The organism is Embleya sp. NPDC001921 (assembly GCF_053594475.1).
In genome coordinates this window covers 18,137-40,011 of record NZ_JBSFEO010000048.1, presented here as the reverse complement: position 1 = coordinate 40,011, position 21,875 = coordinate 18,137, and the positions used below count along the sequence as shown (strand labels likewise).

The window sequence follows — 21,875 nt, the reverse complement described above, 5'->3', positions numbered from 1 at the left end:
TTTGAGGGTATTACGCCCTGTTCAGGCAGCGATCACCCTCCGATGTCGGCGATCACCCGATTCGCATCGCGGGTGATCACCGTGCGCACATCCGCGTTCGGGACCACCTTCGGGTCGGCGACGAGGGTCTTGAGCTTGCCGAGTTCGGCCATCGCCCGGTCGTCCCGGCCCTGCGCCTCGGCCACCCGGGCCTTCTCGATCTGTCGGGTGAGCTTCGTCCTGGCCGTCGCGGACAACCATCCCGTGCCACGGAAACGGTCGACGAGGTTCTGCATGTCGCGCATCGACGTGGTCACCGTGAAGCGGACCGCGGTCGTCGTCGTGTTGCCCGCGTTGTCCGCCGCCGAGACGTCGACCGTGTGCTGCCCCAGGCTCAGGGCGAACAACGGTTGAACGGTGCCGGATGTGAAGGGCTTCGCGTCGAGCGTGCCCGCGAGCGTCTTGACGCCCGAGGTCGGATCGATCGCCTCCCAACTCACCCGCACGTCCTGCGCGTCGCCGTAGAGCGCGCCGTCGGCGACCCCGGCGACCAACAGCACGGGCTTGGTCCCGTCGATCTTGATCGTCGCGGCCTTGTCCGGCTCGACGAGTCCGGCCCGGTCGACACCGCGGTAGCGCAGCACGTGCTCCCCGTCGCCGGACACCGACACCGGGCTGTCCGAGTAGGGCGTCCAGGCGCCGCCGTCCAGCGCGAATTCGATTCCCGCGACCTTCGAGGACGCGTCGACGGCGGTCAGCGTGACGGGTATCGCTCCCCGGTGCCAGCCGCTGTCTCCCGGCGCCGCGAATCCCGCCGTGGTCAACGGAGCCGTGGCGTCGACCCTGACCACCAGTTCCCGGCCCTCCTCGGTGTTGCCCGCCTTGTCCTTCGAGCGGTACCGGAGCTTGTGTTCGCCGTCGCCGCCGACGCTCACCGGGGTTCCGTCGTACGCGGCCCACCCGGCGCCGTCCAGGTCGTACTCGGTGGAAGCGACCCCGGACCCGCCCGCCTCGTCGACGCCGGCGAGCGTGACGTTGACGGGAGCCGCCGTGTACCAACCGTCCTTGCCCGTGGGCTGCGCCGGATCGGGCGTCGCGTTGGTCACCGGTGCCTGGGTGTCCGTGGCGACCCTGGCGAACCTCCAGTTCTGGTTGGCCGCGCCGTTGCAGGTCCACTGCACGACCTTGGCGCCGTCCTGCGTGCCTACGCCGGCGACGTCCGCACACAGCTTGCTCGCGACGTTGGCCAGCGCGAATGTGCCGGCACGGGGGCTCACCGCGGGCTTCCAGCGTTGGTTGCCGCCGTTGTTGCACGTGTACTGCACGAGTTGCACGTCGAGTCGGGTGGACCAGCCGGGGACCTCCAGGCACTTGCCGTCGATCGCCGACTTGATCGTGTACGAGCCGTCACCGACCGGGTCGACCTGCCACTTCTGTTCCTTGCCGGCGCCCGCTGCCTGTTGCACGATCGGCGCGGACTCGGCCGACGAGGCCCCCTGCACGGTCATGTTCTTGCCGCTGTGCTCGGCCGTCAGGGTGTACAGGCCCGCCTGGATGTCGCCGGCGACCACCTCGGGATCGAACAGGACCGCGTCCAGGTCGTAGGCGTGGTTCGTCGGCGTCTTGAACACCACGTAGAGCTTGTGCGTTCCGGCGAGCGCGGTGAGTGGCACGCCGGGGGTGATCCGGTAGTCGTTCCAGCCGCCGGTGGCCGGTACGGGTGTGCTGCCCAGGAGCGTTCCGGTGGGAGAGTCCGCGCGCAACTCGATGGACCCGCCGCCCGTGGGCGAGGACAGCCGGTAGCGAAGCGACTTGGTGCCGGCCAGGTTCGCCGGGTCGAACATGATCCAGTCGTTGTCGCTGATGTCGCCGAGGCGTTTGCCGTTCTCCGCGCCCGGCTCGTTGATCAGCCGGGTCCCGGACTGTGCGGTGAAGTACTCGGCCTGCTTGTGCCGGGGGTGGAGCATGGCGCGGGTGTGCGAGGTCAGCGGGGGCGCGCCGGAGGCGCCCTTGTCGGTGTACTTGGCACTGACGATGTAGTAGAGATTGGCGCCTTCGGGGTGTCCGCCCAGGTCACCGGTGTCGATGGTGCCTTCGCAGCCGGGGATGTCGGTGGTGTGGTGCGCGTGGTCGTCGTGCCCCAGAGCGGGGTTGACGATGACCTTGGTGCAGTCGATCACTCCGTCCTCGGGATCGGTGACCGTGACCTTGTAGGGCACGCGGTCGCCGAATTCGATGAAGCCGCCGTCGGCCGGAAGGTCCAGCTTGATCGTGGGCGCGGTGTTGCCCACGGTGACGGATACGTTGGCGAAGCCGGTGTCACCGGTCGTGTTGGTGACCTTCAGTTGCGCGTTGAAGGCGCCGACGGCGGTGTAGACGTGGGTGGGGTTCGGGTCGGTGGAGTCGATGGTGCCGTCGCTCTCGAAGTCCCACGCGTAGGTGATCGGGATGTTGTTGGGATCGTGCGTACCGTCGCTGGAGAACGCGACCGTCAGTGGTGCCGGGCCGTTGGTCGGCGTTCCGTTCGCCACGGCGACGGGTTGGCGCCGGCCCTGGGTGTAGTCGATCCGGTAGAGACCGGAGTCGTTGTTGCCGCCACCGAAGTCCCTGCCCCAGTCGAGCACGTACATCGAGCCGTCGGGGCCGAAGGTCATGTCCATCGGCTTGGCGAGCCGCGCCGTCGGCAGGAAGTCGTTGATCTTGTGGAGCTTGTTCGACGCGTCGAAGCGGATCTCCCGGATGAAGCCGCGCGCCCACTCGTAGAAGAAGCCGGCGCCGTCGTAGTAGGCCGGGAACTTCGTGGTCGAGGGGTTGTTCGGGTCGTAGCGGTAGACGGGGCCGGCCATCGGCGCGCTACCGCCGCTGCCCATCTCGGGGAACTCGGGGGAGGCGCCGTAGCCGTACCAGATCTGCGGCATCTGCACGGCCGGGAGCCGGGTCAGTCCGGTGTTGTTGGGCGAGGGGTTCGTCGGGGCGGCGCAGTCGAACTTCGCCCCCACGGCCCCGTTGTCGGGGTTGTAGGGCGCGTAGGGCTGGTTGTTGCCGTGGCAGAACGGCCAGCCGAAGTTGCCGGGCTGCGCGATGACGTTGTACTCGACCAATCCCTCGGGCCCCCGGTCGGTGGTGGGCAGGCCGCGGTCGGGCCCGTAGTCGGCCACATGCAGCCGGCCGGTGCCCTGGTCGACGCGGAAGCGGAAGGGGTTGCGGAAGCCCATCGCGTAGACCTCCGGCCGGGTCTTGTCCGTGCCCGGGGCGAACAGGTTCCCGGTCGGGATGTCGTATCCGCCGTCGGCCTTGGGCTTGATCCGCAGAATCTTGCCGCGCAGGTCGTTGGTGTTCCCCGCGGTGCGCGCCGCGTCGAGCATGGACTTGCCCGGTCGCCAGTCGAGCGGCGCGTAGCCCTGCCACGCCGCATCGAGGTTGGGCGGCGTGTCGTCGCCGGTGCCCAGGTAGAGACTGCCGTCGGGGCCGAAGTCGAGGGCGCCGCCGGTGTGTCCGGGCTCGGGGAAGGTCCGGTCGCGGTACGCGGGCACCTCGATGACGGTCTTCTCGCTCGCGGGGTCGATCGTGTCGCCCGTGACGGTGAACCGGGACAGTCGGTTGACATCCGCGGCGGCGTTCTTGGGTGCGTAGTAGAGGTAGATCCACTTGTTCTGCGCGAAGCCGGGATCCAGAACCATGCCGACGAGGCCGTCCTCGCCGCCCGTGTACACGTCGAGCTTGGCCGCGGTGACCGTGCTGTGCGTGTCCGGCTTGTAGACCTTCACCTCGCCGGCGCGCTGGATGTAGAACACGCGCCCGTCGGGAGCGACGGAGAGCTGCATGGGGTCGACGGTGTTCTCGTCGAGGGCGACCTTCTCGAAACTGCTCCACACCGTGGGCCCGCAGTCGCCGGGTACGTTGCCGGCCGCCCACTTGAGGCCGCCGATGATGTGCTTGCGCAGATCGGGTTCCGCGTAGGAGGAGGCGGTGTGGCCCATGGCCGTGGCCCAGATCCGGCCGCCCTCGGCGTTGCGACACCACGAGATCGGGTGGTCGGCGCCCATCCTGGACGGGCCCGGGTCGTAGGTGCTCTCGTCCGCCGTCACCAGGACGTGCACGTTGCCCCGGGGGTTCTTGTCGAAGTTGTACCACTCCTCGCTGCGGGACCAGCGCTCCGGCAGGTCCTTGGTCGAGGGGTGTACGCGGTCGGCGACCTTGGCGGTGCCGGGCAGGACTCCGGGCGAGTGGGCGGGCATGTGGGCGCCGCCGTTGACCAGGTTGTCCCACCACGGGAATTCGTTGTCGATACCCATGTCGGTGGCGTTGTGCAGGGCCACGATGCCCTTGCCGGAGTGGACGTACTTCTGCAGGGCCTGGCGCTGGGCCTCGGTGTCCCAGACCATGCCCGAGTTCTGCAGCATGACGATGACGTCGAAGCCGGCGAGGTTCGCGTCGTTGAAGACGGCGGAGTCGTTGGACTGCACGACCTCGTAGTGGTTCGCCTCGGCCTCGTCCTGGAACATCTTGATGCCGGCCGGGATCGACTCGTGGACGTAGCCGACGGCCTCGGTGAACAGCAGCGCGCGGAAGGTTGCGTGTGCCTGGGCCTGGGGAACGGGCGTCAGGGTGAACAGGGCCAGGGCCATCGCGAGGACGGCTCCGAGTGATCGCACGGATCGCGAGGCGGGTAGGTGACGGGGTGGACCGATCGAGCGCATGGGTTCTCCTCGTTTCGCGCAGGGGTGCGCTGCTCGTGCCGCGCGGGTCGCGGGCGAGCGGGACGGTGCGAGGGTTTTCCGTGGCCGGTTGGTCGGACCGGGCGAGGTGCCGTACGGGTCAGAGCGCGGCGAGGGTCGCGCGCAGGAAGGCGATGCCGTCGCGGGCGATCGCGTCCTGGGTGGCCGCGAGGGGTCTCCAGATGGAGGCGGCCACCGCGATCGAGGCGTTGTGCGCGGTGAACGACTCGATGCAGAGCGGACCTTGATGGCCGGCTGCCGCCAGGGCGGTCAGGAAGCCGGGCCAGTCGAGGTGGTCGGTGCCGGGCGTGCCGCGGTCGTTCGCGCATACCTGCACGTGCGCGATCCGGCCCGCCGCCGCTTGGACGGCGCCGACGAGGTGGTGTTCCTCGATGTTCTGGTGGTAGGTGTCCAGGGCGATGCCGACGGCGTCGGCGGGGAGTTCGGCGATGGCTTCCAGGGTTTGCGCGACGGTGTTGAGCACGCTGGTCTCGTACCGGTTGAGGGGTTCGACGGCCAGGAGGACGCCGGCGGAGCGGGCGTGTTCGACGATCGGGGCGAGGCCGTCGCGGAACTCGTCGAGGAGGCGGGCGCGTTCGGCCTCGGTCGTGCGCCAGGTGCGGCCGACCGCCGCGTACATGGGGCCGGCGACGACGGGCGCGCCGACCTCGGCGGCGGCGTCGACGCAGCGGCGCAGGTAGTCGCGGGTACGACCCAGGCCCACCGCGTCGGTGGCGACGAGGTCGCGGCCCGGGGGCATGACGGCCGCGACGGAGGCCGCGGTCAGGTCGTGGTCGAGCAGGATTTCGCGGACCTTGGCCGGGCTCCAGTCATCCGGCTGCTCCAGCGGGAGTTCGACCACGTCCGCGCCGAACTCACGGATGCGGGGCGCGAGTCGGAGGAGGTCGCCGTCGGTGAGCGGGGAAGCCCAGATCCAGGTGTTCACACCGAGCGCACGCATGTCCGTGCTCCTTGTCGTCGCGGGATCGAAGAAGCTGCAGGATCGGTGACCGACCGGAGTCGGGGCGACGAGACGATCGCCCCGACTCGCTCGACTACTTGCCGCCCCACTTGGCGGGATAGCCGGGCAACGTCTCGCAGCCGCACATCGCGTAGTGCAGCGGCGGCATGCCGGGCTTGAGGTACTGATCGCGGTTGTCGGCCGTGATGGTGGGCTGCGGCAGCTTCCATTCCTTGGGTACCGGTTCGCCCTTGAGGATCCTCAGCGCCGCGATGATCGGAGTGCGCCACTGGTACGAGGGGTACGTCGGGGCGATCGCGGTGAGGTTCTTCTTCTTCCAGACCTCCAGGAACTGCTGCTGGTCCTCGCCGGTGATCGGCGGGACCTTCTTGCCCGCGTCCTCGAACGCCTCGACGGCCGCGACGGCGGTGTCGCCGGCGTCCATCCAGACGCCGTCGATGGTGCCGTGGCGCTGGATGGCGTCGCTGACGACGGCCTTGGTCTTGGCCGGGTCGCCGTCGGTGAACTTGACGTCGACGACGTCGAGTCCGCCCTGCTCCAGCACACGCTTGCCCGCGGCCCAGCGGTTCTCCAGGACGTCGACGCCGGGCAGGATCCGCAGCGCGAGGATCTTCCCGCCGGGCTTGACCTTCTCCTTCAGGAACTTGGCGCCGGTGTCGCCGAAGGCGTAGCCGCCGACGGGGTTGACGAAGGTGACCGGGCAGTCGGTGCTGACGCCTCGGTCGAAGACGACGACCGGGATCTTTCCGCACGCGGCCTTGACGGCCGGGGTGAGCGTGGCGGTGGTGTTGGGCGAGACGATCAGCGCGGAGCAGCCCTTGCCCGCGAGTTCCTGGATGTCGGAGATCTGCTTGTCGTCCTTGCCCTGGGCGTCCAGGACGGTGAACTTGGCGATCTCGGGGTGGGTGGCGGCCTCGGCCTGGATGTTCTTGAGGCCGGTCTGGCGCCAGTTGTTGGCGACGCTCGCGTTGGAGAAGCAGATCTCGTACGGGCCGTCCTTCTTGTACTGCGTGGTGTCGACCATCTGCCGCGGGTCGAGCACCTGCTCCCAGGGCTTGTCCGCTGGGCCCTGCGGGGTCGCCTTCAGGAGCGCCAACTGGCGGTCGTAGTCCGCCTGTACGAAGAACTTCGAGTCGCCGGAATCGCCCTTGTCGGGACTCGCTCCGGGGGCGGACGCGCCGGGGACGCCGGGGGCCTTGGTCGCCGACGAGGAGTCGGCCTTGTCGCTGGAACAGGACGCCGTGGCCAGCAGGGCGGCCGCGACGGTCAGGCCGACGGACAGTCTGTGTCTCATCGTGATTCTCCTCGGGAGGGTCGGGACAGGAAGGACAGGTGGGCGGACACGCGGGCACGGAGCCGGGACCAGTCGACGGCCCCCAGCGCGACGGCGCTGATGACGATGACGCCCTGGACGGTGGTCTCCAGGGCGTTGGAGACCCCGCGCAGGTTGAGCAGGGTGAACAGGGTCTGCAGGGACAGCGCGCCGGCCATCGCCGCGACCACCGAGCCGCTGCCGCCGCCGAGTGCGACGCCGCCGAGGACCACGGCGGTGATGGCCTCGAACTCGTAGCCCCGCCCGGCCTGGGCGGAGACCCCGGAGAAGCCGCCGACGAGGATCGCCGCGACCGCGGCGGCCGTGCCGGACAGGACGAACGCGAGGACGCGTACCCGCATCACGCGCACTCCGGCCAGTCCCGCGGCCTCGGCGTTGTCGCCGGTGGCGACCAGGGTGCGGCCGAAGTTGGATCGCATGAGCACGACCGCGACGACACCCACCGCGACGCACACCAGCACGGCCCAGGGCACGGATCCGAAGGCGATGCTGCGGCCGATCCGGCGGAAGTCGTCGGGCAGGATGCCGCTCGGGGAGCCCTGGGTCCAGTAGAAGACGGCGCCTTCGAGGATCAGGGTCATGCCGAGTGTCGCGATGAACGAGGGCACCCGCAGCACCGTGGTCACGAGCCCGTTGATCAGGCCGACGAACGCGCCGCCGATGAGCAGGACGGCCACGACGATCGTCCAGTGCGCGCCGGGGAAGGCGTGGTAGGTCTCCGCGGTGACCACGACGCCGACCGTGACGAGCGCGCCCACGGACAGGTCGTAGCCGCCGGAGACGATCACGAGGTACTGGCCGGCGGCGAGGACCACCAGTGGCGCCGAGCGCTTGAGGAAGGCGAGGAAGGGATCGGGCTGGAAGAAGGTCGGGTCCTCGATGCCCAGTGCGAGCAGCAACACCGCGAGGAGCAGGTACACCGGCGCGCCGGCGCGCAGCGAGGCGGCGAACCGTCGTGCGGGTGTGGCGCGGGCCACGAGGTGCGGATCGGCGGACGTGTGCGGTGCCCGGCGCCGCTTGTCCAGGGTGTGGACCATCACGACGCGACCCCCTTGGTGCTGCCTCGGCGGGCGTAGAGCGCGACCGCGACGATGATGACGACGCCGCGCACCACGTTCTGGAAGAAGGGGTCGACGCCGATCTGGTTGAAGACGCTGTCCAGGACGGCGAGCATCAGCACGCCGCCGATGGTGCCGGTGACCCCGCCGCGCCCGCCGGCGAGCGCGGTGCCGCCGAGCACGACCGCGGCGATGGAGGTGAGGTCGTAGCGCGCCTCGGTGCCGGCCCACGGTGAGCCGGCGCCCAGCCGGGCGGCGAGGAACAGCCCGGCCAGCCCGGCGCATACCGCACACAACACGTGCGCGGCGATGATCACGCGGTGGGTGCGCACGCCCGACAGGCGGGCGGTCTGTTCGTCGCCGCCGACGGCGTACATGTGATAGCCCAGCCGGGTGCGGCGCAGCACGAACCAGACGGCGACGGCGACCGCCAGGAGCAGGAACGCGGAGACGGGGATCGGGCCCATGCGGTCGAAGCCCAGGCGTTGGAAGGACTCGGGGACCTTTCCGGCGGGTCCGGAGTAGGTGTCCTCGATCCAGCCGCGCAGGATGAAGCCGACGCCGAGGGTGGCGATGAACGCGTTGACCCCCAGTTTGGTGACGATGAGGCCGTTGGCGAGGCCGACCGCGACGGAGAAGGCGAGCACGGCGGCGATCGCGGGGACGATGTTGCCGTCGGAGCCGTCCATGGTCTCGGCGGCGACGAGGGTGGCGATGCTGACCAGGTAGGCGACGGACAGGTCCAGGGAGCCGGTGAGGACGACGACGCTCTGGCCGACGGCGATCAGGCCCAGGACGACGGAGTTCTGCAGGATGCCGACGGTGTTGTCGAGTGTGAGGAAGGAGCCGCCGCGGGCGGTGACGGTGATCCAGCCGAGGAGGATGACGCCCAGCAGGGCCAGGTAGACGACACTGGTGGGGTCTGCGAACCGGCCGGGGAGGGCGGATTTCGCGGTGCGGGTTCGGGGTGCGAGGGCCTGGGCGTTCACGTGGCGGCCCCGGCGGCCCCGGCGGCCACGCGACCGGCGGTGGCGAGGCGCATGATCTCTTCTTCGGTCGGGCCGGCGGGCAGTTCGCCGGCGATCCTGCCTTCGGACATGACGAGCACGCGGTCGCTCATCCCGATCACCTCGGGGAGTTCGGACGAGACCATGAGCACCGCCATGCCCTCGCGTGCCAGTTCGCGGACGAGTTCGTGGATGGCGGCCTTGGCGCCGACGTCGACGCCACGCGTGGGCTCGTCGAAGACGAGCACTCCCGGGCGCACCCCGAGCCACTTGGCGATGACGACCTTTTGTTGGTTGCCGCCGGACAGGTAGCGCACCTGCTGGTCCTCGCCGCGGGCGCGCAGGGCCACGCGGGCCAGCAGTTCGGCGACGGCCGGGGCGGGGCGGGCACGCAACGGGCGGGAGAACACCGCCCGTTCGACGAGCAGGGTGTTGTCGCGTACGGATTGGCGCAGGGCGAGTCCCTCGCCCTTGCGATCCTCGCTGACGAGCGCGATGCCGGCGCGGATGGCCTCGCGCGGATCGCGCGGACGCAGCTCTTTGCCGTCGACACGCATGGTGCCGGTGGTGAACGGCGTCGCGCCGAACAGGGCTCGGGCCAGCGACGTTCGCCCGGATCCCTGGAGTCCCGCGATGCCCACGACCTGACCGGCGCGCAGTTCGAGGTCGATGGCGGCCAGCTTGGCGTTTCCGGCTCCGGTGACGGCGAGGCGCACCTTGCCGACGTCCGCGGCGCCGGCGCGTGGGGGATAGTAGGCGCCGAGTTCGCGGCCGACCATCAGGCGTACGACGGTGTCCTCGTCGGTCGTCGCGGTCGCCAGGGTGGCCACGCGCCGGCCGTCCTTGATCACGGTGACGCGGGTCGACAGGTCGAAGACCTCGCGCAGGCGGTGCGAGATGTACAGGATGCCCAGGCCGCGTCCGGTGAGCCGGCGCACGAGCGCGTAGAGCCGCTCGACCTCGTGGTCGGCGAGTGCGGCGGTGGGCTCGTCCATGATCAGCACGCGGGCGTCGGTGGACAACGCCTTGACGATCTCGACGACCTGCTGCTGAGCAACCGACAGGCGGCGGACGGGCGTTCGCGGGCCGAACGAGGTCTCGGACAGTTCGGCCAGGAGTCGGGTGGTGGCCTGCTCCATGGCGCCACGGTCGACCAGGCCGCGCCGAGTGGGTTCGCGACCGAGGAAGACGTTCTCGGCGACCGTGCGTTCCGGCAGGAGGGTGAACTCCTGGTGGATGATCGCGATGCCGGCGGCCTGGGCGCGGGCGGGATGGGAGAAGGCGACCTGTGTGCCGTCGACGGCGATGGTGCCGGCGTCGGGGGTGTGCACGCCGGCGAGGATCTTCATCAGGGTCGACTTGCCCGCGCCGTTCTCCCCCACGACCGCGTGGACCTCGCCGGCCCCCACGTCGAGGTCGACGTCGTGCAGGACGCGAACACCGGTGAATTCCTTGCGGATTCCGGTCACCGACAGCAGCGTCATCGAAGACCTCCCACGGATGCCGCGAGCCGACCGGTCGGGATCGGTACCCATCCGTTGCCGCCCTGGGCACTGGCCTCGACGGCCGCCAGGACCCGCTGGACCTGGAGTCCGTCGGCGAAGGTGGGGGTCGGGTCGCGCCTTTCGGTGATCGCGGTGAGCAGGTCCGCCGCCTGGTGCGTGAACGTGTGCTCGTAGCCGAGCAGGTGGCCGGCCGGCCACCAGGCGCCGGCGTAGGGGTGTTCGGGCTCGGTGACCAGGATGCGGCGGAAGCCGGCGGTGCGGGCGTCGTCGGTGCGGTCGGCGAACCACAGTTCGTTCATCGCCTCGAAGTCGAAGGCGATGCTGCCGGCCGAGCCGTTGACCTCGATGCGCAGGCTGTTCTTGCGCCCGGTGGCGAAGCGGGTGGCCTCGAACGAGGCCAGGGCACCGCCGGAGAGCCGGCCGATGAACAGCGCGGCGTCGTCCACGTCGACGTCGCCGTGGACGGCGGTGAGTTCGGCCACCGGGCGTCGGCGGACGAACGTCTCGGTGAGTGCGCTGACCCCGGTGAGGAGTTGGCCGGTGACGAACTGGGCGGTGTCGATGATGTGCGCGCCGATGTCGCCGAGCGCGCCGGAGCCCGCCTCGTCCTTGGCGAGCCGCCACACCAGTGGGTGTTGGGGATCGACGATCCAGTCCTGGAGGTACTGGGCACGCACGTGGCGTATCTCGCCCAGGCGTCCCTCCGCGACGAGATCGCGGGCGAGGGTGACGGCGGGTACGCGGCGGTAGTTGAACCCGACCATGGCGCGCACGCCGCGGGTGGCGGCCTCGTCGGCGGCGGCCACCATGGCCTCGGCCTCGGCGACCGTGTTGGCCAGCGGCTTCTCGCACAGGACGTGCTTGCCGGCGGCGAGGGCGGCGACGGCGATCTCGGCGTGCGAGGCGCCGGGGGTGCAGATGTCGACGATCTCGATGTCGTCGCGCTCGATCAGCGCGCGCCAATCGGTGAGGGCGGCGTTCCAGCCCAGGCGTCGCGCGGCGGTCGTCGCCGCGGCGCGGTCGCGTCCGGCGAGGGCGACCATCGTCGGTGCCCGCGCCAGGTCGAAGAAGGCGTTCACGGTGCGCCACGCCTGGGAGTGCGTACGACCCATGAACGAGTAGCCGACCATGCCGACCCCGATGCCTGCGCTTGCGCTCGGACCGTCGAACTGCGTGGTCACGGATGCGTCCCTTCGCATGGTCCGGCCCGGACGGCCGGTGCTTGGCCAGGAATGTAGTGCGTTCTTCCTGTGTGAAGAAGAGTTTTCCCAGAAGAAATCCAACTTCTTCCAGATGATGGACAAACTATGTGGTCGTGGTGATGCCGCCGGGGGCGAGAGCTCACGAAGTCGCACCACCACGCCGGAGTTGCCGACCCGTGTGCCGGCGACCCGTCGCCTACGGGTTCGCCAGGCCCAGTTCGAGCAGCAGGGCCTTGACCTGGGTCGCGTGCACCGTGTCGCGTTCGGCGGTGGGGTCGCTGCACAGCAGGAGCGGGGCGTCCGCCGCGTCGGTGGGGAGTCGTCCGTGGGTTCCCCGTACCGGGGCGGGGTCGAGCGGGACGACGGCCATGCGGTAGCGCAGCCCGAGTCGCTTGCGGGCCAGCGCCACGCCCGCCTTGAGTTTGACGTGGGGGTCGGCGGGGTCCCAGAACAGTTCGGCCGGGTCGTAGCCGGGTTTGCGGTGGATCTCGACCTGGCGGGCGAAGTCGGGGGCACGCTCGTCGTCGAGCCAGTAGTAGTACGTGAACCATGCCTCGGGCTCGGCGACCACCACCAGGTCGCCGGCCCGGTCGTGGTCGAGCCCGTACTCGCGTCTGCCGTCGGTGTCCAAGACCTCGGCCACGCCCGGTTGTTCCGCGAGCAGGGCGGCGACGCGGGGACGGTCGGCCGGGTCGCGGACGTACACGTGGGCGATCTGGTGGTCGGCCACCGCGAAGGCCCGCGAGGTCCACGGGTCCAGGTACTCCATGCCGTCCTGGGTGTGCACGCGCAGCAGACTCGCGCGGCGCAGCACGCGGTTGACGTCGACGGGCCGGCGTGCGCGGGTGATGCCGTATTCGCTGAGCACGACGACGGTGCAGCCGCTCTCGGCGGCCCGGCGCAGGAGTGGGGCCAGCGCGGTGTCGATCTCGCGCGCGGCCCGGATCGCCTCGGGGGCATCGGGGCCGTGCCGTTGGAGGTCGTAGTCCAGGTGCGGCAGGTAGGCGAGGGTCAGATCGGGCCGGTGCCTGCGCAGCACGTATGCGGTCGCGTCGACGATCCATTGCGAGGAGCGGATGGAGGCGGTCGGTCCCCAGTAGTGGAAGAGGGGGAAGGTGCCCAGGAGGGCGGTGAGTTCGTCGTGCAGCTCGGGCGGATCGGTGTAGCAGTCGGGTTCCTTGCGGCCGTCGGAGTAGTAGATCGGCCGGGGGGTGAGCGTCCAGTCGACGTCGGCGCCCATGGCGTACCACCAGCCCATGTTGGCGACGGTGTAGTCGGGGCGTACGCGTCGGGCCGCCTCCCAGATCTTCTCGCCCGCCACGAGGCGGTTGTGCTGCCGCCACAGGAGTACCTCGCCGAGTTCGCGGAAGTACCAGCCGTTGCCGACGATGCCGTGCTCGCGCGGGAGGTCGCCGGTGAGGAAGGTGGATTGCACGGAGCAGGTCACCGCGGGCAGCACCGGGTCCAGGCGGGCCTGGAAGCCGCTGTCGGCGATGCGGCGCAGCGCGGGCATGTGGGCGAGCAGGCGGGGGGTGAGTCCGACGACGTCCAGGACCAGCAGACGGGGCATCAGGTTCCCTTCCGGTCGGCGGGTTTCAGGCCCAGGTCGAGCAGGGCCGCGCGCAGTGCGGCGAGTTCGGCGGCGATGCCGGCGACCAGGGCCCGGGGGGCCGGCGGCCCGGTGTCGTCCAGGACCGGCCAGGTGTAGGTCTCGACCTCGATGTGGTCGGTGCGCGCGCGGGAGCCGGCGAACAGACCTTCCAGGGCGCGGTCGAGCACGTCGTGGGTGGCCGTCAGCGGCGCGCGCGGTCGGCCGTGGAGGGGGAGGTGGTAGTGGACGCGCCAGGGCGCGTTGCCGGGAAGGCCGCCGGCGAGGGCCCGGGGCAGGTCGTCGACCGCGAGCGGTGGGGTGCCGGCTTCGCGGGTCTGGTGGAGGAAGCGTGGTTCGGCGTAGGGGCGGAGGATGTCGGGGGCTGGTGCCTGGGCGTGGAGGGCGCACGAGGCCTGGGATTTGACCACGGGTATGCCGGCGTTCTCGAGCGTGGCCAGGGCCGTGTGCGGATCCTCGAAGCCGACGGCGAGGTGGCACGTGTCGAGGCAGACGCCGATCCGATCGGGGTCGGTGCCGCGCAGTGCGGCGACGGCCTGGTCGGTGGTCTCCAGGACGCAGCCGGGCTCGGGTTCCAGGCCGACGCGGATGCGCCGGCCGTGGCGCGATTCGATGTGTTCGAGGCCGGCGGCGAGCTGGTCGAGGGCGCGTCGGGCGGCGGCGGAGCGTTCGGCCGGCCACGGCGTGCGCCAGGCGAGCGGCAGCGTGGACACGCTGCCTCGGGCGGCGTCGTCGGGGAGCAGGTGGGCGAGGATGCGGGCGCAGTCGAGCGTGTACGCCAGCCGGGCGGGGTCGGCCCAGTCGGGGCTGTACACGGTGTGTTTGACGACGTCGTGCTGGAAACCGGTGTAGGGGAAGGCGTTGAGGGTGACCACTTCGAGCCCGCGCAGGGCGAGTTCGCGGCGCAGGCGTTCGATCGCGGCGTGGTCCCGGGTCAGCGCGGTGGCGACGGGGCGGGCGAGCCACAGGCCGACTCCGAGCGTGTCGAGGTCGAGTTCGGTCCGTACGGGTTCGCAGAAGCGGCCGAGTTGTTCGAGGACGCCGTCGAGGTCCTCGGCGGCGTGGACGTTGGTGCAGTAGGCGGCGTGGACGAGGGTGCCGTCGTGGTGTCGGAACCTCATGCGCGCGCTCCGCGCAGGATGGAGTTGCCCTCGTGGGTGTCGCCGGGTCGAGCGCGGACGAGGGCGTCCGGGGCGGGGAGGTCGAGGCGGTTGCTCTGGGCGTAGAAGGCGACGGGGTTGCGCCACAGGACCTGGTCGACCTGGTCCGCGCTCCAGCCGGCCGCGAGCATGGCGCGGCCGGTGTGCACGGTGGACAGGGGATCGCTGTGCCCCCAGTCGGCGGCGGAGTCGACCACCACGCGGTCGGGGCCGATGGCGCGCAGGACCTCCACGACCCGTTGCGGGGTCATCTTGGTGTCGGGGTACACGGAGAAGCCCATCCAGCAGCCGGTGTCCGCGACGAGTTCGACGGTCATCTCGTTGAGGTGGTCGATCAGGACGCGGCCGGGCTCGATGGCGCTGTCGCGGATCAGGTCGAGGGTGTGCCGGACGCCGGCCGGCTTGTCCCGGTGGGGGGTGTGGATCAGGGCGGGCAGTTCGAACTCGACCGCGAGGGCGAGCTGGTGGGTGAAGGCGTGCTCCTCGGCGTCGGTCATCGAGTCGAAGCCGATCTCGCCCACGGCGACGACGCGGTCCTTGGCGAGGAACTCGGGGAGGAGGTCCAGGACGGGTGCGCAGCGGGGGTCGTTCGCCTCCTTCGGGTTGAGGGCGATGGCGCAGAAGTGCTCGATCGTGTACTGGGCGGCGCGGAACGGCTCCCAGCCCAGGAGGCTCTGGAAGTAGTCGACGAAGGACGCGACGGACGTGCGGGGTTGGCCGAGCCAGAAGGCCGGTTCGACCAGGGCCCGGATGCCGGCGTCGCGCAGGGCGCGGTAGTCGTCCGTGGTGCGCGAGGTCATGTGGATGTGGGGGTCGAAGACGCGCATCGGTGAGGCTCCTCGGCTACGGTGCGAAGGCGGTGGCGATCGATTCGAGGCCGGCGGGTGAGGGCCGTCCGGCGGCGGTTCGCTCTCGGCCGAGGTCGCGGAGGATGCGGGCGAGTTCGGCGTCGGCGCGTTGGGCCAGGTCGGCGACGGTGGGGGTCGGGGGGAGGCCGACGAAGAGGCACTTGAGGACTCCGTGCCGCCACGCGGCGGCGTCCAGGACCCGGGCGCAGGGACCCATCGCGGCGGCGATCAGACGGTGGTCGTTGGTCCGCAGGGCGTCCTCGACCAGGTCGCGCGCCGTTGCCGGGTCGACGTCGGGCAGGTAGGGCAGGGCCCGCAGCACCGCGCGGCGTTCGCACGGGTCGCCGCGGTCGTACAGAGCGCGGACCAGGGCGGTCGGGTCGACGGGCGCGGGGCTGCCGTCCCGGCCGCGGGCGACGGCGTGCAGCAGCAGGACGCGCGCGGCGTCGTCGCAGGTCCAGCCCGCGACCCCGGCGAGGTCCGCGCGTCCGCAGGCTCGGCCCGCCGAGGCGAAACCGGCGGCCAGGCGGGCGGGGTTCGCCGCCGTTCGGGCGGGCCAGTCCCGTCGTTCGGGGCGGACGCCGGCCTCGAACGCCGCGCGCAGCGCGTCGAGGTGCGGTTCGGGCGGTCGAGGGTCGGCCGCCGGCCGCGTCGCGGTCGGTGTACCGGTGTGCGCTTCGCGGTGCTCCGGGTGCCTCATCCGGCGATCTCCTTTTCGACCGCGCGCAGGAAGGCGATCGAGCGGCGGGCGGTCTCGGTGGCGGCGTGGCTGTGGCGCGGCAGTTCGACGCCGACCAGCCCGTCGTAGCCGGTGTTCGCCAGGGCGTGCAGGACGGGCGGGAAGTCGATGTCGCCCTGCCCGAACTCCAGGTGTTCGTGCACGCCGCGGCGCATGTCCTCGATCTGTACATTGACCAGGTGTGGGCCGGCCTGTGCCACGCAGTCGGGCACCGGTAGCGGCTCCAGGCAGCGGCAGTGTCCGATGTCCAGGGTCAGGCCGAGGTGTTCGGGGCGGCCCAGGCGCCGCCACAGTTCCTCGTAGCGGTCGAGGGTGTCGACGAACATTCCGGGTTCGGGCTCGAAGCCCAGGCTCACGCCGTGTGCCTGCGCTTGGGTCAGGACCCGCGCGCAGCCCGCGGTCAGGCGCTCCCAACAGGCCCGCGGGTCGACGTCGCGGGGGGCTCGGCCGCTCCACAACGACACGACGGGGGCGCCGAGTTCGGCCGCGACGCGCACCGCGCGCGCCAACAGGTCCACGCGTCGGTCCGCCCCGGCGGTGTCGTCGAGCAGGGTGGGCCGGTGCTTGCGCCAGGGGTCGAGGAGGTAGCGTGCGCCGGTCTCGACCACGACCGACAGGCCGAGCCGGTCCAGCCTCGCGGCCACTCCCGCGACGCGGGAGGCCAATCCGGGGGTGAAGGGGTCCAGGTGGTGGTGGTCGAGTGTCAACGCGACCCCGTCGTAGCCGAGGTCGGCGAGTATCTCGAGCACGTCGCCGATGCGATGGTCGGCGAAACCGTTGGTGCCGTAGGCGAATCTCACGGGGACTTCCTCCTCCGCTGGGATCGGGTGTGGTCCGGGGCCCGGTTCGGGCTCGGGTTCGGGTCCCGGTTCGGGTTCGGGTCCGGGTTCGGGTCCGGGTTCGGGCCGGCGACGGGCGGGTTCGCCTCGCTCAGGTGGGTGATACGTGTCGGGTGAGGGCGCGGGCGAGGGGCCAGGACGCGGACAGCGCGAGTGCGGCGCCGGGTCGACCGAGTCGGGACAACAGGGCGGCCTGCAGCGGGATCAGGGCCAGGACGCCGCCGCCGACGGCCGCCCGGATCGCCGGGGCGTGGGGGGTGGCGCTCGCCCGCAGCAGTGGACGGCCGTAGGTGGCCGCGTACGCGATCAGCGCGGCGGCCGACGCGGGTGTCGCCCCGCCCCGGTCCGCCGGTTTCACGTCGCCGGTGCGACGGCCGTGCCCGATCCCGGCGGCGGCGATCGCGGTCGCCGCGGCGGTGGCCAGGGCACGGGCGGGGGGCTCCGGTGTCGTGCCGTGTTCCTCGTGGCGGCTCAACGCGGTCAGGCCGTACGTGTGCAGGGCCACGACCGCGGCGCTCGGGGCGGCGAGCGCGCAGCGCGCCGGGTCCGCGCCGACCAGCACGTCCAGCCCGCGCGCGAGCGCCATGCCCGCCGGGGCGAACGGCGTGCCCTTCCAGATCAGGTCGTACGTCCACACCGCGCCCGCCAGGCCCAGCAGCGCCGGCAGCCGACGCCGTCCGCCGGCCCACGATCCCAGGGCGAGGCCCGTGGCCGTGAGACCGACGGCCGCCCCCAACGCGCCCCCGGGCGCGACCCGGCCCGAGGGGATGGGGCGATGCGGTCGTTCGTCGGCATCCGAGGTGCGGTCCGCGTAGTCGTTGAGCGCCATTCCCGCCCAGTACAGGCATACCGAAGCGAGCGGCAGGGCCGCCGTTCGGCCGTGCGGCAGGCGGCCGGACGCGGCCGCGCCGACCAGCACGTCGCCGGGCACGCTCAGCGCGGCCGACACCCGGACGAGTTCCGCGTAGGCTCGCAACCGGGCGGTGATCCCCGGTCGGTCGCCGCGGTCGCCGCCGTCGGCGCGGTCGGCGAGCGATCCTGCCGCCGGTTCCGGGGCGGGCACCAAGCGTGCGTTCGGCGGTATGCCCGCCCCGGGCGTGGTGTCGTCCGCGGCGGATTCGGTCGGGATGCCGTCGCCCGGGCCGCCGATACGCGCGCGTGGGCGCTCGGCCGCGCTCATCGCGTCGCCTTTCGGCCCGTCGCCAGCCGTTCCCGGGCCCAGGAGAGCAAGGTCTCGTACTGCGCGGACAGCGCGTGTTCGTCGCTTCCGACCGGGTCCTTGAAGTAGAAGGCGAGTTCGCGCAGTGGTCCCGCGCAACCCACCGCGTGGGCGCGCGCCGCCAGGCGGACGAGGTCCAGCACCAGCGGCGCCGCCAGCGCGGAGTCACAACCGGTCCAGGTGAACTGGAGGTTCATCCGGGTACCGAGAAAGCCCTCGAAGCTCACGTGGTCCCAGGCGGTCTTCCACTCTCCCAGCTCCGGCACGTTGTGGATGTGCACCCCGCCGCCCACCGGCCGGCCCAGGAGCGAACGCAGCGCCCGGTCCTTGGACTCGACCTTCGCCGCGGCCCGTTCGGGCGAGGAGAGGGTTTCGCCGTCGCCTCCGCCGAGGAGGTTCGTGCCCGACCATGACGTGACGCGCAGGGCGCGCTGGGCGAACATGGGCGCCAGGACGCTCTTGAGCAGGGTCTCCCCGGTTTTGCCGTCGCTTCCCGCGTACGGCAGGCCGCGCGCGACGAACAGCTCGGCGACGCCCGGTATTCGCGCGCCCGCCGACGGCGTGAAGTCGACGAACGCGCAGCCCGCCAGCGCGGCCGCCCACGCGTAGCGCGCACTCGGCGGCAGCACGTCGACGCCGGTCTCCAGGGCAGCGCCCAACGCGGCCGCGCTTGCGTGGGCGGGGTGCGGCCTCGGCAGCGGCTCGGTGGACGCGAGATGTACCACGACCACCCGCGTCAGGTCCTGCGCCCGGGCGAACTCCTGTATATCGCGGACCAGTTCCGCGATCTGATCGGCCTGGGGCCGCGGGTCGGCGGCGGCCACGCCCGGACGCACGCGCGCGTCGATCGCGTCGAGGCCGGCCCCCACCCGGTCCGGCAAGCCGTGCGGGAGCACCCCGTCCGCGACGAGCCGCTGTGCGCGGGCGCGGAGCCCGATCGTGTCCACGTCGTGCCCGCCGAACACCAGATCACGGAAGTCGACCAGGGCACATCGCGCGAAGGGCGTGGTGGCGGTGACGCACCCCAGCGGCGGCGCGTGGCAGGCCGAGGCCGCGAGCGCCCCGCAGATCGTGGTCACGGCGACGGACCCGCGAACACCCACCAGCCACACCCCGACTCGACCCGCGTGCTCGGGCGCCGCAGATATCGGCGACGTGGACGGCGCGTGATTCGGGGCGTGATCCGGGGCGGGCGCCTCGGGCCCGGTGGGCTCGACCCGTCGACGCGCCTTCGGTCTGCGTTCGCTCCCCGGTTCGGGCAGTCCCGTCATCACATCTCCTCGTTCGTACGTGGCGCCGGCGGGGTCGACGACGTCGTGGACGCGGTCACTCGCTCGACGGCTTCGGCACGCCGCCATCGGGATCGAACGCCACGCGTCCCGCAGGTGCGCGCGCGGCATCGGGGGCCGGTGGGGTCGTGGGAGTGCGTGAACACGGCGTTACGTTCCTTCCCGCCTTCGTCGGGTTCCGACAGCCGTGTTCCGCCAGGAATGTAGTGGATTCCGCTTCTGCCAAGAAGAGTTTTCACGAATGAAAACAAACTTATTCCTGTCTATGGACAAACTAAGCGGTCGAGTGGAGGCTGCTGCCCTCGAATCCACCGAAAGAGCGGGAGGGCGTCGGATGCACCGGCCCCGTCGCGCGGCCACCCCGCACCCGCCCGCTCCCGCGCGACGCGGACTCCGCGACGCGCCCCCGGGAAGGACGACCATGCCTCGCCCCATCACGCTGTTCACCGGTCAATGGGCGGACCTGCCCTTCGAGCAGGTGTGCCGACTCGCCGCCGACTGGGGCTATGACGGCCTCGAAATCGCCTGCTGGGGCGATCACTTCGATGTCCGACGAGCCCTCGCCGAGGAGGACTACGTGGACGGCCGCCTGGCGATCCTGAACAAGTACGGGTTGCGGACGTGGGCCATATCCAACCACTTGGTCGGACAGGCGGTATGCGACGCGATCATCGACGAGCGCCACCGCGCCATCCTGCCCACGCACGTGTGGGGCGACGGTTCGCCCGAGGGGGTGCGCCGCAGGGCCGCCCGAGAGATCCAGGACACCGCGCGAGCCGCCGCCCGACTGGGCGTCGAGACCGTGGTGGGATTCACCGGCTCGGCCATCTGGCACACCGTGGCGATGTTCCCCCCGGTATCCCCGCAGCAGATCGCGGAGGGCTTCACCGACTTCGCCGACCGCTGGAACCCGATCCTGGACACCTTCGACGAGACCGGCGTGCGGTTCGCCGCCGAAGTGCACCCGGGAGAACTCGCCTACGACTACTGGACGACGGCGCGCATGCTCGAGGCGGTCGACCGCCGGCCCGCCCTCGGCCTGAACTGGGACCCCTCCCACCTGTTGTGGCAGGGACTGGACCCGATCGCCTTCATCGTCGACTTCCGCGACCGCCTCTACCACGTGGACTGCAAGGACACCCGGCTGCGCGGCGGCGACGGCCGACGCGGTCGTCTGGGTTCCCACCTGCCGTGGGGAGACCTGCGCCGGAGCTGGGACTTCGTCTCCACCGGCCGCGGCGACGTGCCCTGGCAGGACTGCTTCCGGGCACTCAACTCGGTCGGCTACTCCGGACCGATCTCGATCGAGTGGGAGGACGCCGGTATGGACCGTCTGATCGGAGCACCCGACGCGCTCGCGTTCGTACGCTCCCTGGCCGCCATCCAACCGCCCGACGCCTCGTTCGACGCCGCCTTCCGAACGAATCGCACACCGTGAGGAAATGACGCACACCATGCGGGAATGGCGCACACCGTAATGACCACACTGTGCGGGAACGAGGGAACACCCGACGGGCGGCGCGGGTATGCCACGAGGTGCTCGAAGTCCCGACCACCCATGGCATCTTCGACGGGCAGGAGACGCGAAGATCGTCTCGCCGTGTGGTTTCCCCACGGCTTCGCGTGGCGATGTCGACCGGGTCGTGTCGTCCGAGTCGGGGTGGGAGGTTGGCAATGAAGAAGCCGAAACGTGGTGCGGTCTCGCGGACGTCGCCGGCCGGGTCCGCTCACTCGCCCGGGCCGTGAAGCGGTTGCGCAACCGTGAACCCTTGCACGTCCACGTCCACGTCCACGTCCACGTGCGTGACAGGGACATGTCGGGCACCAGGTCCGACACGACCGCGATCGGCCGAAGGCCGGCCACCGCCCTCGACACGATCGCCCTCGACCCGTCCGCCGTGCGTGACGATCAGCCGGCTGCTCCGGCCGCGCGGGGCGGTGTCGCCGGCGTCCCCGGCGGGCCGTACAGGGGGATGCGCGGCCGGAGTTCGCGTTGGGGCGACGGACGCCCGGTCGCCACCTCGCCCCACCGCCGGGGTCCGCTCACGCGAAACTCGCGGGATCGGCGCCGTCGCGAACATCAGGTACGGTCACTGCTTGTGGACGCGCCTGCACACGACGAATCCGTCCGCGTCTTTCGTGCATTCGAAAACGGGCTGAGAGATCCCCGCCGTCGTTGTCGTCCCCGAATCCCCTATGTCACCTTCGGGGTAATACGCGAGCGAGAAGTGCCGGGCCGCGCTGGGGTACTTGTCGAGCAGACCGCGAAATTCCACGATCAGTCCGTCGAACTCCTCCGGGATGGTTTTGCTCCTGCTGCGCTGCTTCGTCATGGCCGCCTCCTTGTTCGGAGAAGCGCTGGTACCGCCTCGAGGGGCAGTCACAGCC

16 protein-coding genes and 1 pseudogene are annotated in these 21,875 nt (G+C 71.2%); 1 reads left to right on the top strand and 16 read right to left on the bottom strand.

The annotated features are described in order from the left end of the window. Nucleotides 1-32 precede the first annotated feature (32 nt). The 15 genes and pseudogenes from ACWCPW_RS40335 to ACWCPW_RS40265 form a co-directional block, all read right to left on the bottom strand. Entirely contained in the window at nucleotides 33-1,085 is a 1,053-nt protein-coding gene (locus ACWCPW_RS40335; RefSeq protein ID WP_449766630.1) for an OmpL47-type beta-barrel domain-containing protein, read from the bottom strand. A 21-nt stretch (nucleotides 1,086-1,106) separates the two neighbouring features. Then, nucleotides 1,107-4,607: pseudogene (locus tag ACWCPW_RS40330) on the bottom strand (ThuA domain-containing protein); the annotation flags it as partial. A 190-nt stretch (nucleotides 4,608-4,797) separates the two neighbouring features. Next, the gene (locus ACWCPW_RS40325; RefSeq protein WP_449766582.1) at nucleotides 4,798-5,658 is read right to left on the bottom strand and encodes a sugar phosphate isomerase/epimerase family protein; all 861 of its coding nucleotides are present in this window, start codon (nucleotides 5,656-5,658) and stop codon (nucleotides 4,798-4,800) included. 94 nt (nucleotides 5,659-5,752) lie between these two features. Further along, nucleotides 5,753-6,973 (bottom strand): substrate-binding domain-containing protein, encoded by a 1,221-nt coding sequence (locus ACWCPW_RS40320; protein WP_449766581.1) that lies wholly within the window; start codon nucleotides 6,971-6,973, stop codon nucleotides 5,753-5,755. After that, entirely contained in the window at nucleotides 6,970-8,049 is a 1,080-nt protein-coding gene (locus ACWCPW_RS40315) for an ABC transporter permease (protein WP_449766580.1), read from the bottom strand. The genes ACWCPW_RS40320 and ACWCPW_RS40315 overlap by 4 nt, the downstream gene beginning before the upstream one ends. Continuing rightward, nucleotides 8,049-9,059, bottom strand: a complete 1,011-nt coding sequence (locus ACWCPW_RS40310) for an ABC transporter permease (RefSeq protein ID WP_449766579.1) — start codon at nucleotides 9,057-9,059, stop codon at nucleotides 8,049-8,051. The genes ACWCPW_RS40315 and ACWCPW_RS40310 overlap by 1 nt, the downstream gene beginning before the upstream one ends. Then, on the bottom strand, nucleotides 9,056-10,561 hold the full coding sequence (locus ACWCPW_RS40305) for a sugar ABC transporter ATP-binding protein (protein ID WP_449766578.1): 1,506 nt from the start codon (nucleotides 10,559-10,561) through the stop codon (nucleotides 9,056-9,058). The genes ACWCPW_RS40310 and ACWCPW_RS40305 overlap by 4 nt, the downstream gene beginning before the upstream one ends. Beyond that, entirely contained in the window at nucleotides 10,558-11,781 is a 1,224-nt protein-coding gene (locus tag ACWCPW_RS40300) for a Gfo/Idh/MocA family protein (RefSeq protein ID WP_449766577.1), read from the bottom strand. The genes ACWCPW_RS40305 and ACWCPW_RS40300 overlap by 4 nt, the downstream gene beginning before the upstream one ends. Before the next feature lie 199 nt (nucleotides 11,782-11,980). Next, the gene (locus ACWCPW_RS40295) at nucleotides 11,981-13,354 is read right to left on the bottom strand and encodes an alkaline phosphatase family protein (protein WP_449766576.1); all 1,374 of its coding nucleotides are present in this window, start codon (nucleotides 13,352-13,354) and stop codon (nucleotides 11,981-11,983) included. Then, nucleotides 13,354-14,514, bottom strand: a complete 1,161-nt coding sequence (gene eboE / locus ACWCPW_RS40290; RefSeq protein ID WP_449766575.1) for a metabolite traffic protein EboE — start codon at nucleotides 14,512-14,514, stop codon at nucleotides 13,354-13,356. The genes ACWCPW_RS40295 and eboE overlap by 1 nt, the downstream gene beginning before the upstream one ends. Next, nucleotides 14,511-15,380 carry a TatD family hydrolase gene (locus ACWCPW_RS40285; protein ID WP_449766574.1) on the bottom strand — a complete coding sequence of 290 codons (870 nt, stop codon included), beginning with the start codon at nucleotides 15,378-15,380 and terminating at the stop codon, nucleotides 14,511-14,513. Before ACWCPW_RS40285 ends, eboE begins: the two co-directional genes overlap by 4 nt. A gap of 16 nt (nucleotides 15,381-15,396) precedes the next feature. Further along, complete coding sequence (locus ACWCPW_RS40280) at nucleotides 15,397-16,101, bottom strand: EboA domain-containing protein (RefSeq protein WP_449766573.1); 705 nt, start codon at nucleotides 16,099-16,101, stop codon at nucleotides 15,397-15,399. After that, on the bottom strand, nucleotides 16,098-16,940 hold the full coding sequence (locus ACWCPW_RS40275) for a sugar phosphate isomerase/epimerase family protein (protein WP_449766572.1): 843 nt from the start codon (nucleotides 16,938-16,940) through the stop codon (nucleotides 16,098-16,100). The genes ACWCPW_RS40280 and ACWCPW_RS40275 overlap by 4 nt, the downstream gene beginning before the upstream one ends. A gap of 130 nt (nucleotides 16,941-17,070) precedes the next feature. Further along, nucleotides 17,071-18,159: an SCO3242 family prenyltransferase gene (locus ACWCPW_RS40270; protein WP_449766571.1), complete on the bottom strand. Its 1,089-nt coding sequence runs from the start codon at nucleotides 18,157-18,159 to the stop codon at nucleotides 17,071-17,073. Further along, nucleotides 18,156-19,469, bottom strand: a complete 1,314-nt coding sequence (locus ACWCPW_RS40265) for an inositol-3-phosphate synthase (RefSeq protein WP_449766570.1) — start codon at nucleotides 19,467-19,469, stop codon at nucleotides 18,156-18,158. The genes ACWCPW_RS40270 and ACWCPW_RS40265 overlap by 4 nt, the downstream gene beginning before the upstream one ends. Nucleotides 19,470-19,908: 439 nt before the next feature. Here ACWCPW_RS40265 and ACWCPW_RS40260 point away from each other — a divergent pair, with 439 nt between their 5' ends. Then, nucleotides 19,909-20,925: a sugar phosphate isomerase/epimerase family protein gene (locus ACWCPW_RS40260; RefSeq protein ID WP_449766569.1), complete on the top strand. Its 1,017-nt coding sequence runs from the start codon at nucleotides 19,909-19,911 to the stop codon at nucleotides 20,923-20,925. A 652-nt stretch (nucleotides 20,926-21,577) separates the two neighbouring features. On the opposite strand, the gene ACWCPW_RS40255 is transcribed toward ACWCPW_RS40260, so the two are convergent. Further along, entirely contained in the window at nucleotides 21,578-21,820 is a 243-nt protein-coding gene (locus tag ACWCPW_RS40255; RefSeq protein ID WP_449766568.1) for a hypothetical protein, read from the bottom strand. Nucleotides 21,821-21,875 lie beyond the last annotated feature (55 nt).

Excerpts from the sequence above, each read along its gene's own strand:
- ACWCPW_RS40325 (WP_449766582.1), bottom strand. The coding sequence starts at position 5,658 with ATGCGTGCGCTCGGTGTGAACACCTGGATCTGGGCTTCCCCGCTCACC.
- ACWCPW_RS40320 (WP_449766581.1), bottom strand. The coding sequence starts at position 6,973 with ATGAGACACAGACTGTCCGTCGGCCTGACCGTCGCGGCCGCCCTGCTG.
- ACWCPW_RS40315 (WP_449766580.1), bottom strand. The coding sequence starts at position 8,049 with ATGGTCCACACCCTGGACAAGCGGCGCCGGGCACCGCACACGTCCGCC.
- ACWCPW_RS40305 (WP_449766578.1), bottom strand. The coding sequence starts at position 10,561 with ATGACGCTGCTGTCGGTGACCGGAATCCGCAAGGAATTCACCGGTGTT.
- ACWCPW_RS40300 (WP_449766577.1), bottom strand. The coding sequence starts at position 11,781 with ATGCGAAGGGACGCATCCGTGACCACGCAGTTCGACGGTCCGAGCGCA.
- ACWCPW_RS40295 (WP_449766576.1), bottom strand. The coding sequence starts at position 13,354 with ATGCCCCGTCTGCTGGTCCTGGACGTCGTCGGACTCACCCCCCGCCTG.
- eboE (WP_449766575.1), bottom strand. The coding sequence starts at position 14,514 with ATGAGGTTCCGACACCACGACGGCACCCTCGTCCACGCCGCCTACTGC.
- ACWCPW_RS40285 (WP_449766574.1), bottom strand. The coding sequence starts at position 15,380 with ATGCGCGTCTTCGACCCCCACATCCACATGACCTCGCGCACCACGGAC.
- ACWCPW_RS40280 (WP_449766573.1), bottom strand. The coding sequence starts at position 16,101 with ATGAGGCACCCGGAGCACCGCGAAGCGCACACCGGTACACCGACCGCG.
- ACWCPW_RS40270 (WP_449766571.1), bottom strand. The coding sequence starts at position 18,159 with ATGAGCGCGGCCGAGCGCCCACGCGCGCGTATCGGCGGCCCGGGCGAC.
- ACWCPW_RS40265 (WP_449766570.1), bottom strand. The coding sequence starts at position 19,469 with ATGACGGGACTGCCCGAACCGGGGAGCGAACGCAGACCGAAGGCGCGT.
- ACWCPW_RS40260 (WP_449766569.1), top strand. The coding sequence starts at position 19,909 with ATGCCTCGCCCCATCACGCTGTTCACCGGTCAATGGGCGGACCTGCCC.
- ACWCPW_RS40255 (WP_449766568.1), bottom strand. The coding sequence starts at position 21,820 with ATGACGAAGCAGCGCAGCAGGAGCAAAACCATCCCGGAGGAGTTCGAC.